Genomic DNA, 12,552 nt, shown 5'->3' with positions numbered 1-12,552 from the left:
CTTAATCAGTATGAGAATTAAGCAAGTAGATACTTTGCTCAATCTCTTTTTGGTCTTGTAAAGTACTGACAATCCGATGGGTTTTAGTCGTTTCAACAATAAATTTGAGTGCATATTCCTTTAAATACTGCTGAGCAACCAACTTGGCGACAAGTTGGTCATGCTGTCTGAAAACTTGAATTTGTAGTGGCTGATCTAAACAATTTTGAAACTGTAAGTCCTTATAGCCATACACCACAGTTGCATCACTACCTAAAGGGGTAAAGCGCTCATGTTCCTGATAAATATCAATCGAATGTGAATGTCGTTCCGTGATAGTTAAACCCGCTTTTAGCGCATTGATATAGAGCAAACAAGAAATTTGGCAGATTCCACCACCCAGATCTTCTGCAATTTTTCCATTGACCAGATTACGTCCTGTTTTGTAGCCATTATTAAAAGTCGGGGCTGTTACCAAATGCCAAAATGAAAAGATTTGATTTGGCTCAATAACCAAGCCGTTTATGCTCTGAATCGCAAGATCAATGTTATGGGTTTTATTTTCAAAATAATGATTTATCTTGATGCTTTGTTGGGTTGAAATTTGCTGGTCTGATTGCCACAGTGTTTGATGTTTTAAGGCAAACTGTAGCTTCGAGAAAAGGTGTTCACGACAATACCTGCGTAATAACTGATAAAGCAGTTTCCATGATTTGGGTAAATATTGCCGCATATTCCACCTGCTTATTCTAATTGTTTACTGACGGTTGTTTTTCTAAAACGACAACCAAGTATGATGCATATTCTTTTAAAAATGAACGGCACATCAAGCTGTCTAGGCTTCTAAACAGTGGGCGTAAAATCGTTGGAATACGATGGATAGGAAAAAATAAAAAGCCCTGGCTTTCAACCAGCTTCCATTGAGTGCCAAGCAGCTTTTCAATATCTGCCAATGTCATTTGATGAGCAGCATGCCAACTTTGTTGTTGATGCTTTACAGCTTGTCGACGTTTGGCGGAGGGGAAATCAAAAATAAGCTTGCCATTGGGTCTTAATTTTTGATGCGCCTCATTCAGAAACTGTTCTGTGGTTGCATGGTCTTGATGCATGATCACATGGAAGCTATAAATCACCTCAAGCTGGTAATTTTCGATTGGAATTTCAGTCAGAGTCCCTTCAAGCAAGATTTTATGTGGATATTTTTCTGTTGCGACTTTCAGCATTTCAGGGCTGAAATCTACACCGTAATCTGCATAATCGAGTAAACGACCTGTACCACAACCAATATCCATACAATATGTAGGTGCTGTGTTACTTAGAATACGCTTGAGAAAAACCCGCTCTTGTTGGTCTAAATATTGCCCGTAACTGTTGTTAAAACGATTGTTATCGTAGTCGTGCGCAAGTTTGTTATAGTAATTTTTAATCTCTGAGTCAGGTTGATTCGACATTGAATAACTCTTTTTATTGACGAATAGAAACTAATTCAACTTATAAACTATTTTTTTGAAGATCACACGTTTTACACGCTAAAAACATGCCTATTTTTTCCTGTCGTCCTTGTTCTGTCAACACCCACGGACGATTCTGCCAAGGAGGAAGATGACGCACATGTTGTTGATGCCCACATGCAAGTTCAGCCACATAATGTTGCTCCTCACCCAAATGAAATTCCACAATGGCTTGTTGCATTTCGATCATCATATTCACAATAATTGCTAAGAGTTTAGCGAAATTTCGAAAAAGTACACTACATTCTCCGCTATACTGCATTCAATCCAAAATTTTATAAGAGCATCAATATGCGCGTACTTGTTGTGATGGATCCCATCGAAAGTGTAAACCTGAAAAAAGACTCAACAATGGCAATGTTATGGGCGGCTGCACGTCGAGGGCATGAGTTAGGCTATGCATTACAACAAGATTTGTATATTGATCAGGGCAAAGCATTTGGTTTGATTACACCGCTTCAGGTTTTTCAAGATTACGATCACTATTATGAGTTAGGTGAAAAAGCCAAAGAGTCACTTGCAGCTTATGATGTGGTATTGATGCGTAAAGATCCGCCTTTTGACATGAACTTTGTTTATACCACTTATATTTTGGAACAGGCAGAGCGTGAAGGGGTGTGGATTATTAACAAACCACAAAGTTTGCGTGATTGTAATGAAAAACTATTTGCGACCCAATTCCCAGATCTACAAGTACCCACTTTAGTGACCTCACAACAAAGTTTGATTCGTGAATTCCTAAAAGAACATGGTGACGTTATTGTTAAGCCACTAGATGGTATGGGCGGAATGGGGATCTTCCGTTTATATCAAGATGGCGTCAATATTGGCTCAACCATTGAAATTTTAACTGAAAATGGCACACAACCGATTATGGCACAACGTTATATCCCTGAAATTGTGGATGGTGATAAACGTATTTTGATGATTAATGGTGAGCCGGTACCTTATTGCTTGGCTCGTATTCCTCAAAATGGTGAGGTGCGAGGGAATTTGGCAGCGGGCGGTTTGGGTGAAGCTCGTCCATTGACTGAAAATGACAAAGCCATCGCAGCCAAAGTTGGACCATTCTTAAAAGCAAAAGGCTTGGTTTTTGTCGGATTAGATGTGATTGGAAATTATGTCACTGAAATCAATGTCACCAGTCCAACCTGTATTCGCGAAATTGATGATCAATTTGGTACTTCAATTGCAGATGATTTGTTTGATGTGCTAGAAGCAGGTCACTCAGCTTAATTTAAGCTGGGATACTGCATTCTAAATCTCAACTAAAAAATAGAGTCGTGCATGGCTCTATTTTTTGCTGTCGATTGGCTATAAAAATGATAAATCATCGAGAAATATAAAAAAATAACGTTTAATTCCACTTTTTTTAACAGATTAATGATAAAAGTAGTTTAAACTTTCAAATCAGTAGAAAAAAACAATGAAAGGCTTGGTGAAAAAAAGTAAATAAACTTTTCCCCATAGCGGATTGTGATTACAATTGGTTGTTTAAGACATTCGTTAATATTTATTTTTGCATTGAAGAATTAGACCGTGACCGAACCCCAGCAAAGCACACCTAAACACATCATGATGATGGCGGCAGGTACAGGTGGACATGTATTCCCTGCACTGGCAGTTGCAAAAGAATTGCAACAGCAAGGCAGCCAAGTGTCTTGGTTGGCGACTCCGACAGGTATGGAAAATCGACTTTTAAAACAACATGATATTCCAATCTATCAAATTGATATTCAAGGTGTACGTGGCAATGGAATTGTACGTAAATTAGCTGCACCATTTAAGATTTTAAAAGCAACTTTGAGCGCGATGCGCTATATGAAACAGCTCAATGTTGATGCAGTGGCTGGTTTTGGCGGTTATGTTGCGGGGCCAGGCGGTTTGGCTGCGCGTTTGTTGGGTATTCCTGTAATTATTCACGAACAAAATGCAGTGGCAGGCTTTACCAATACTCAACTTTCAAGAATTGCTAAAAAGGTCTGCGAGGCTTTTCCAGATACTTTTCCGAAAAGTGAAAAAATTGTGACGACAGGTAATCCTGTACGGGCAGAAATTACCGCAATTTATAATCCTTCTTTTCGTTATAAAGAACGCGAAAATGCGACTGAACCCTTACATATTTTAATTGTTGGTGGTTCTTTGGGTGCGCAAGCCTTGAATGAGTGTGTCCCTCAAGCCTTAAAACAATTTGATGTTCCATTAAAAGTGTTTCATCAATGTGGGCAAAACAAGCAAGAGATCACACAGGCTTTATATGCGGATGCACCTGAAAATATACAGGTTGAAGTTCAGCCATTTATTGAAGATATGGCATTGGCCTATAGCAACGCAGATTTAATTATTTGTCGTGCAGGTGCATTGACGGTCACTGAAGTGGCGACTGCTGGTGTGGCGGCTGTATTTGTGCCATTACCAAGTGCGGTAGATGATCACCAAACTGCCAATGCAAGATTTTTGGAGAAAACAGGTGCTGCGAAAATCTGTCCGCAGCAGAGCATGACTCCAGATTCATTAAAGGATTTATTAACACCGTTGATGAACCGCCAATTATTAATGGAAATGGCGGTAAAAGCTCGTCAACAAGCTCAACCAGATGCAACACAACGTGTGGTTGGTTTAATTCAAGATTTGTAAGTTAGAGTTGATTATGTCTCCAACAAGCCCTGCTGATAAAGCAAAAAACCTAATTAAAATTCCAGAGATGCGCCGTATTAAACATATCCATTTTGTGGGTGTCGGTGGTGCTGGAATGTGTGGTATTGCAGAAGTATTGAAAAACCAAGGCTATAAGGTTTCTGGTTCTGACATTAAGGCATCAAAAACGACGGCTCAACTTGAAGAAAATGGAATTAAAGTTTTTATTGGACATACTGCAGACAATATTAAAGGTGCAAATGTACTGGTTGTCTCTACTGCAATCGACCCTGAAAATTTAGAAGTAAAAGCAGCAATTGAAAACCGTATACCGGTAGTTCGTCGTGCAGAAATGTTGGGTGAATTGATGCGTTACCGTCATGGTATCGCTGTTGCAGGAACCCATGGTAAAACCACGACAACCAGTTTAGTGACCTGCATGCTGGCAGAAGAAAACATGGATCCAACTTATGTGATCGGTGGTCTGTTAAATCGTACGGGTGTTAACGCAGCTTTGGGTGCCAGTCGTTTTATTGTCGCTGAAGCAGACGAATCAGATGCGTCATTCTTACATCTAGAGCCTATGGCGGCCATTGTCACCAATATTGATGCAGATCATATGGATACCTATGGGGGTAGTTTTGATGTACTCAAAGACACCTTTATTAAGTTCTTACAGAAAATGCCGTTCTATGGCTTGGCTGTAGTCTGTGGTGATGATGCCAATATTCGTGAAATCATGCCACGTATTGGTCGTCCAGTATTGACCTATGGTTTTAATGAAGACAATGACATTCGAGCAATTGATGTTGAACAAGTCGGTATGCAGTCAAGCTTTACCGTATTACGTAAAGGTCGTGAGCCATTACGTTTAACTATCAATCTTCCGGGGTTACATAATATTCTAAACGCATTGGCTGCGATTGGTATTGCAACGGATGAAGGTGTGTCTGATGCTGCGATTGCACGTGCCTTAGAAAGCTTTAGTGGTGTAGGTCGTCGTTTCCAAGTTCAAGGTGAGTTTGAATTGGATGAAGGTACTGTAAAACTGGTTGATGATTATGGTCATCACCCGAAAGAAGTTGAAGCAACCATTAAAGCTGCACGTGCCAGCCATCCAGATCGCCGTTTAGTAATGATGTTTCAGCCACACCGTTATAGTCGTACTCGTGACTGTTTTGATGATTTTGTAGATGTGTTGTCACAAGTCGATCAATTATTATTGTTAGAAGTATATCCTGCAGGTGAGAAACCGATTGTTGGTGCAGATAGTCGTTCTTTAGCGAGGAGTATTCGTTTGCGTGGGGAAGTTGAACCGATTTTGATTGATCCAGTGGAAGGTAATTTACAGAACGCGATACAAAAAGTGTTACAAGCGAATGACTTGTTATTAACACAAGGTGCGGGTAACGTGGGAGCAATTTCTGTAGAATTGGCTCAAAATCAACTGTATTTAAAATAATTGATTTGGTTTTGTTTAAACTTGGATTTAAATAAAGCCTAGAAATTAAATTGACTAACTTATAAGTTTAAGGATTTAAACGTGTCAAATGCTTCTAAATTCGGCAAAGTAGCGGTGTTGCTTGGTGGGAAATCTGCTGAGCGTATGGTGTCATTAGATAGTGGTAAAGCTGTTTTAGAAGCATTATTACGTTCGGGGGTGAATGCGGAAGGCTTTGATCCACAAGAGCGTAGTGTGACGGAACTTGTAGGTTATGATCGTGCATTTATTGTGTTGCATGGTCGTGGTGGTGAAGATGGTCAAATCCAAGGCGTATTAGAATGGATGAATGTACCGTATACAGGTACAGGTGTTCAGGGCTCCGCTATTGGGATGGACAAAGTTAAAACCAAACAAATTTGGCAAGGTTCAGATTTACCGACAGCACCCTATCGTATTATTTCTAAAGATTCTGATTTAAATGAAGTGATTGAAAGCCTTGGTTTACCGCTAATCATTAAGCCTGTACATGAAGGTTCTAGTGTAGGTATGAGTAAGGTTGAAAAAGCTGAAGATCTTACTGCTGCAATTGAAAAAGCCACAATACATGATGCAGTTGTGATGGCGGAAAAATGGATCACGGGGCGGGAATATACTATTTCTTTCCTTAATGGTTTGCCACTGCCAGTCATTCGTTTGCAACCACCTGCTGATGTTGCATTTTATGACTATGAAGCAAAATATAACCGTAATGACGTGGAATATGGTATTCCATGTGGTTTAAGTGAGTCAGAAGAAAAGAACTTACAGGAATTGTGTTTGCGCGCTTTCCAAGCAGTTGGTGCTAGTGGTTGGGGGCGGATTGATGCGATGTTAGATGAACAAGGTAATTTCTGGTTATTAGAAGTAAATACTGTACCAGGTATGACCAGTCATTCGCTTGTTCCTAAAGCTGCAAAAGCTGTAGGTTATAGTTTTGATGAACTGTGTGTTGCGATTTTAGCGCAAACACTCACGGAACAAGCACACTAAGTTTATGGCTCAACTTCCTGCTTCGATGCGTCGCAAACGTGCGGCAATTACATCAATACACGATAGGCCGCCAACACGTCAGGAAAAGCTTCTCAACGTGGGGAGCTGGTTGCTTATGGTTATTGCTATGGCTGTGTTATTTGCAGGAATCTATGGTCTGTATAAAGTGATTACTGATGCTCGGGTAGCCACCCTTCAAGTGGTAGGTACTACCTCATCGGTAGAGTCACAAGCGATTACACAACATTTGTCACCTGTTGTTAAGAATAATTATTTCACCTCGGATTTAGAACAGATTCGAGATAAAGCACTTGAAGTATCATGGGTGGATCGTGTCGTGGTTTCTCGAGCATGGCCAAATGGTATTCGCGTGCGAATTATGCCACGTCATGCAATCGCACGTTGGGGAACCGGGCGATTACTCAGTGATGCTGGAGATGTCTACTCAGAAGCGGTGGCGAAGAATTATTCAAACCTGCCATTGCTTCATGGGCCACTCAGCCAATCCAAAGTCATGATGCGTCGCTATAATGAAATTAATCAATTATTTCACCCAGTCAATTTACGGTTAAAAGAGCTTTATCTTACTGAACGTATGACTTGGTTTATGCAGTTTGATTCAGGGCTACGGGTGATTGTAGATCAAGATCAGACCATGAGTAAGCTACAACGTTTAAGTCACTTGGCTCAAACAGATTTGCAACCAGCTTGGTCGAATATATCCGCAATTGATTTGCGCTATCGAAATGGTTTGGCAATTCAATGGAGAAATTCTATTTCGCCAAAGATTGTGAATGGTCAGTTTGTTGTAACCAGTAATGACATAAGCGTTGCAGGTGGGATGGTTGCACAGCCATAATACGTGGCTTGAAAAAGAGGCATATAGCCAAACATAAACAATGAAGATAATGGTAGCAAAGTGATGAATGAAGCTGTTCCCTCAGTTGTTGCAATTGACATTGGGACACATAAAGTTTCAGTACTGATTGGTAAAGTACATGCCCCTGATAATATTCAGGTTATTGGCATGGCAAGCGCACGCAATAAAGGAATGAATAAAGGCAAAATTGTGAGCCTTGATAAAGTCACAAATGCAATTAAACAAGCCGTTCAAGAAGCTGAAGATATGGCTGAGTGTCGTATTCATTCAGCTTGGGTTTCAATTCCAAGCACCGAATTACAAAGCCATTATGCGATTGGTCGTACGCCGATTTCAAATTCAGAACATACCATTACTACAACTGAAATGGTGCGTGCATTAGAGCTTGCTAAAGCCAGCCATATGACAGCCGATCATTACTTAGCAAGTGCAGTACCTTTAGGTTTTGAGCTGGATGATTCGAGTGAGTGGGTGCAGAACCCAATCAATTTATCTGCCAATAGTATGACAGCCCATTATCAATTGATGATGATGCCAATCAGTACCATGCAGAACTTGGATCGTGCAATGAAAGGTGCCAATATTTCGGTTGAAAAAATGGTGGTGTCTTGTTTAGCAACTGCAGAAGGCAGTTTGCTTAAAGATGAAAAGGAATATGGCGTTTGTTTGCTCGATATCGGTGCTGGAACGACCAATATTGCGGTCTATATTGAAGGGCATTTGGCATTAGCCCATACCATTCAATGTGGCGGTGAAAATGTCACACGTGATATTGCAACTGTGCTGCAAACCACAACTGAAGAAGCTGAACGGATTAAGTTACTGCATGGTTGTGTCGATATTCATCAAGTCAAACCAGATCATATGATTCAGTTTGAGGCAATTGATGGCCCACAAACCATTAGTCGTATTGAGTTGACTGAAATTATTATCGCACGTTATGAAGATATCTTAAGTAAAGTACGATACGAATTAGAACAACGTAGTGCACTACAAAGTTTGTATCATGGTGTAGTACTGACAGGTGATGTTTGTCAGATTGAAGGCATGGTGACATTGGCTCGTCGTATGTTGGGTATCTCTGCACACTTAGGCAATCCACCATTACAAGTGGTGACCGATGATCAGAATTTACCATCTTTACGTCGTTCAATGTATGCTACGGCAGCAGGGCTACTATTGTTTAGTCAAAGTGACATGCAAGAGGCGATTGAAGAGCCTGAAGTTCAAGGTGGAAGACCATTCTTTGATCGGATTGTGAATGGTTGGAATGCCTTAAATAACAAATTAAAAGGTATTTTTTAGGTGTGGTTTTTTGGGGAATATTGTTAGGAAGTTGTAAGTGTTCTGTCCAATACTTGACAAGCTCTGCAATGAACAGCATCCTAAAAACAATTTTTATTATTGAAGATCAAGGCAGTATACGGGCTTAAGTGACTGCCAAATTATATTAGGAAATCTAAAGGTCATGGCCTCATTTGAATTTTTAGACGATGGACAAACCGATAACAACGGTCAAGCCCGTTTTACTGTGTTTGGTGTTGGTGGCGGCGGTGGTAATGCTGTACAACACATGGTGCAATCTGACATTAAAGGTGTGAAATTTGTTTGTGCAAATACAGACAAGCAAGCCCTTGATCGAATGAATGCTCCTTTCAAAATGCAACTTGGTGAGCAAAGCACACGTGGTTTGGGTGCTGGTGCCAATCCAGATGTAGGTCAAATTGCCGCTGAAGAAAGTCGTGAGCAAATCCGTCAACACCTTGAAGGTGCGGATATGGTGTTTGTGACTGCTGGAATGGGCGGTGGTACAGGTACAGGTGCTGCACCAGTTGTTGCTGAGATTGCTCAAGAAATGGGCATTCTTACTGTGGGTGTGGTGACAACGCCATTTAACTTTGAAGGTCGTCGTCGTCAACGTTCGGCTGAAAAAGGCATTGAAGCATTAGAACAACATGTTGATTCTTTAATTATTATACCGAACCAACGTTTACTCAGCGTTTATGGTGACATCTCTATGCAAGATGCTTACCGTAAAGCAGATGACGTATTGCTGAATGCAGTACGTAGTATTTTTGATCTAGTTGTTCGTCCGGGTCACATTAACCTTGACTTTGCTGACTTGAAAACTGCGATGAGTACACGTGGTTATGCGATGATGGGTGAAGGCAAGAGTAGCGGTCCAGACCGTGCTGAAGAAGCTGCACGGTTGGCGATCCGTAGTCCGTTATTGGATAATGTAAATATCATGAATGCTAAAGGAGTGTTGATTAACATCACTGGCGGCGCTGATGTGACTTTACGTGAAACCGAAGTGATTACAGATGTTGTGAACCAGATTGTTGACCTTGAAGAAGGTGAAGTGTTCTTTGGTACTGTATTTGATCCAGATGCGCGCGATGAAATTCGTGTCACTGTGATTGCAACAGGTTTAACACGTAATGCCAGTGATGCCACTGAAGCAAAACGTAGAACCCATATCAGTAACGTTGCGCAGTCATATAGCCAACAAGCCAGCCACAGCACTGTTGTTGATGAAGATGATGTTCCGGCGATTAATAAACGTCAAGAAGACGGTGCACCTGTTGCAGCACCAAGTTCAAGTGGTCGTTCTACGCCAATGAGTATTCAAGATTATTTGAAAAATCAACAGCGTAAATAATTGATAATTATTAAAAATAATTAAGATTAACGAAAAAGGTAGTGAGATTCATTACCTTTTTTGTTTTTTATCAATGGCTAAATGTGCTAACGTATAGCGGATTTGAGAATGAAGACCGAATTAGCATGTTGAAACAACGTACCCTGAAGCGAGTCGTTAAAGCGAGTGGCATCGGACTACATAGCGGACAAAAAGTCATGATTAACTTTTTGCCACATGTGGCGGACGGGGGTATTGTATTTCGCCGTATCGATTTAAATCCACCTGTAGATCTTCCAGCAGATGCAATGCTAATTCAAGAAGCATTCATGTGTTCTAATTTGGTCAGCCATGAAACTAAAGTTGGAACCATTGAACATGTGACCAGTGCAATTGCAGGTTTAGGTATAGATAACCTGATTATAGAAGTATCTGCTTCTGAAATACCGATTATGGACGGTAGTGCAGGCCCATTCATATATTTACTTATGCAGGGTGAATTAGTCGAACAGGATGCACCGAAAAAATTTATTCGGATTCTCAAACCTGTTGAAGCATTGATTGAAGATAAACGCGCGATTTTTACCCCACACGATGGTTTTCAAATTAATTTTACCATTGACTTTGATCACCCAGCCTTTGCAAAAGAATATCAGTCAGCAACCATTGATTTTTCTACAGAAACTTTTGTTTATGAAGTGAGTGGTGCACGTACTTTTGGTTTCATGAAAGATTTAGATTATTTAAAAGCCAATAATCTGGCGCTAGGTGCAAGTTTAGATAATGCTGTCGGTTTAGATGATACTGGCGTAGTCAATGAAGAAGGTCTACGTTTTGCCGATGAGTTTGTTCGCCATAAAATTTTGGATGCTGTGGGTGATTTGTACCTACTTGGGCATCAAATCATTGCCAAATTCGATGGCTATAAATCGGGTCATGCACTTAACAATCAGCTTTTACGCAATGTTAAAAGCGATCCAAGCAGCTATGAAATTGTAACATTTGATGACGAGAAGCTGTGCCCAATTCATTTTGTCAACGTGACATAAGTCTTTGTCTTTTAGGCATTGTGTTATAAGGTAACAATGAAAAGTGTGATATTTATCATATTTTGATCAGTTTTAACCTTAATTTAATCTAATCAGTTTACTTTTTATTGCTTGCCAAACGTAGTAAAGCTTGGCTAAGCTTAGGGTCGCTCACAAAACTAGCGGCATTTTGTAACATTTCAGATGTTGCAGGTTGTATGCTTCTTACAGTTTTATGGGATTGTAGGGGTGTTTCAGTATTGCTGTTTTGAATACGTAAACGAACTTGCAGTTTTTGTAAATCACGAAGTTCGTTGATTTGTGATAATTGAGAAATATACTGTTTTTGAAGATAACCGAGTTGACTAATCATGGCTTGATTTTCACCGGTGATGGTCAAAATACCGTATTGATAACAGACAACTCGCCAATCCTCAGGTTGAGGGAGTAGCGGTTGAATTAATTTAGTAAGTTTTTGCCATTCGGCAACTTGCTTTGTAAGAAACGATAAGTTTCCTGTTTTTAAGTGTTGTCTTGTTGGTTGAAAGACGTTTTTTGGTTCAGACATACATGGTTCCTACATATTTATGTCCTATCTTAAGCGTTCATTTTGATAGATATCAAGGATGAGATCACTCAAGAAACTTGACTAAGAACAGTTAAAGAGGTTTTTATGCATACGCGACGTATTTTATTGGCTTTTACTTTAGCAGCTTCCGCTGCAACTGCTGCATTTGCAGACTTGGTTCAATCACCAGATCGTTTAGAACAATTATCAAAGACTTTATCACAAGGCTCTTACAATCCAGATGATTTAGATCTTCCTGCTTCAGCAAAGATGAATATTACTTTGCGTAGCAAAGATGTACCAATCGAGTTAAACAATGCAAGTATCGCTAAAAAATACGGTTCTAGCTCAAACTCTGCTTCTCGTTATACTGCAAACTCTCCATATTCTTGGTTAGTCACTCATCCTCTGCCGGATATGAAGCGCGTAAGCTCTGACTTCGGTGGTCGCACAATGGGTGGTCGTGCCGAACATCATTCTGGTTTAGATCTTTCAGCGCCAAGTGGTACACCAATTTATGCAACAGGTCCTGGTATTGTCACCAAGTCTGGTTGGGGTACGGGTTATGGTCAATATGTAGAAATCAACCATGGCAATGGCTATATCACGCGTTATGCACACGCTTCACGTCTAATTGCACGTGTAGGTGATCAAGTTAAGGCAGGTGAACATATTGCCAACGTGGGTTGTACTGGTCGTTGTACTGGTCCACATTTACATTATGAAGTAGTGAAAGATGGTCAACGTAAAAATCCATCTTCTTACTTAGCAATGTTACCATAACCTTAACCCTTTCATTGTTGAAAGTATGACTGATGCTCTGTATGCATGGTTG

Annotated in this window: 13 protein-coding genes; 9 read left to right on the top strand and 4 right to left on the bottom strand. The window is 40.3% G+C overall.

Annotated features, from left to right (window positions below):
* Position 1 precedes the first annotated feature (1 nt).
* The 3 genes from WFN33_RS08120 to WFN33_RS08110 are packed head-to-tail and all read right to left on the bottom strand — an operon-like array spanning position 2 to position 1,671.
* Positions 2-712: a VanW family protein gene (locus WFN33_RS08120; protein ID WP_336952473.1), complete on the bottom strand. Its 711-nt coding sequence runs from the start codon at positions 710-712 to the stop codon at positions 2-4.
* Between the two features lie 16 nt (positions 713-728).
* Complete coding sequence (locus WFN33_RS08115; RefSeq protein ID WP_336952471.1) at positions 729-1,430, bottom strand: class I SAM-dependent methyltransferase; 702 nt, start codon at positions 1,428-1,430, stop codon at positions 729-731.
* 40 nt (positions 1,431-1,470) lie between these two features.
* Positions 1,471-1,671: a DUF3565 domain-containing protein gene (locus WFN33_RS08110; protein ID WP_336952596.1), complete on the bottom strand. Its 201-nt coding sequence runs from the start codon at positions 1,669-1,671 to the stop codon at positions 1,471-1,473.
* Between the two features lie 110 nt (positions 1,672-1,781).
* Here WFN33_RS08110 and gshB point away from each other — a divergent pair, with 110 nt between their 5' ends.
* From gshB to lpxC, 8 genes are all read left to right on the top strand, one after another.
* Positions 1,782-2,726, top strand: coding sequence for a glutathione synthase (gene gshB / locus WFN33_RS08105; protein ID WP_336952469.1), 945 nt, complete (start codon positions 1,782-1,784; stop codon positions 2,724-2,726).
* A gap of 303 nt (positions 2,727-3,029) precedes the next feature.
* A complete protein-coding gene (murG, locus tag WFN33_RS08100) occupies positions 3,030-4,127 on the top strand; it encodes an undecaprenyldiphospho-muramoylpentapeptide beta-N-acetylglucosaminyltransferase (protein WP_336952467.1) in 1,098 nt (365 codons plus the stop codon).
* Positions 4,128-4,140: 13 nt separating this feature from the next.
* A complete protein-coding gene (gene murC / locus WFN33_RS08095; protein ID WP_336952465.1) occupies positions 4,141-5,589 on the top strand; it encodes a UDP-N-acetylmuramate--L-alanine ligase in 1,449 nt (482 codons plus the stop codon).
* An 81-nt stretch (positions 5,590-5,670) separates the two neighbouring features.
* Positions 5,671-6,600, top strand: coding sequence for a D-alanine--D-alanine ligase (locus tag WFN33_RS08090; RefSeq protein ID WP_336952463.1), 930 nt, complete (start codon positions 5,671-5,673; stop codon positions 6,598-6,600).
* Positions 6,601-6,604: 4 nt separating this feature from the next.
* Positions 6,605-7,459, top strand: a complete 855-nt coding sequence (locus tag WFN33_RS08085; protein WP_336952461.1) for a cell division protein FtsQ/DivIB — start codon at positions 6,605-6,607, stop codon at positions 7,457-7,459.
* Positions 7,460-7,522: 63 nt separating this feature from the next.
* Positions 7,523-8,785: a cell division protein FtsA gene (gene ftsA, locus WFN33_RS08080; protein ID WP_336952459.1), complete on the top strand. Its 1,263-nt coding sequence runs from the start codon at positions 7,523-7,525 to the stop codon at positions 8,783-8,785.
* A gap of 163 nt (positions 8,786-8,948) precedes the next feature.
* Positions 8,949-10,142: a cell division protein FtsZ gene (gene ftsZ, locus WFN33_RS08075; protein ID WP_336952457.1), complete on the top strand. Its 1,194-nt coding sequence runs from the start codon at positions 8,949-8,951 to the stop codon at positions 10,140-10,142.
* Positions 10,143-10,267: 125 nt separating this feature from the next.
* Complete coding sequence (gene lpxC, locus WFN33_RS08070; protein ID WP_016539103.1) at positions 10,268-11,170, top strand: UDP-3-O-acyl-N-acetylglucosamine deacetylase; 903 nt, start codon at positions 10,268-10,270, stop codon at positions 11,168-11,170.
* A 97-nt stretch (positions 11,171-11,267) separates the two neighbouring features.
* Here lpxC and WFN33_RS08065 read toward each other — a convergent pair whose 3' ends face one another.
* Positions 11,268-11,717: a DUF721 domain-containing protein gene (locus WFN33_RS08065; protein WP_336952455.1), complete on the bottom strand. Its 450-nt coding sequence runs from the start codon at positions 11,715-11,717 to the stop codon at positions 11,268-11,270.
* Between the two features lie 105 nt (positions 11,718-11,822).
* Here WFN33_RS08065 and WFN33_RS08060 point away from each other — a divergent pair, with 105 nt between their 5' ends.
* Entirely contained in the window at positions 11,823-12,500 is a 678-nt protein-coding gene (locus tag WFN33_RS08060; protein WP_336952453.1) for a M23 family metallopeptidase, read from the top strand.
* Positions 12,501-12,552 lie beyond the last annotated feature (52 nt).

The sequence above is a fragment of the Acinetobacter sp. AS167 genome (genome assembly GCF_037152175.1).
Taxonomy (GTDB): Bacteria; Pseudomonadota; Gammaproteobacteria; order Pseudomonadales; family Moraxellaceae; genus Acinetobacter.
This window is presented reverse-complemented; position numbering and strand designations above follow the sequence as displayed.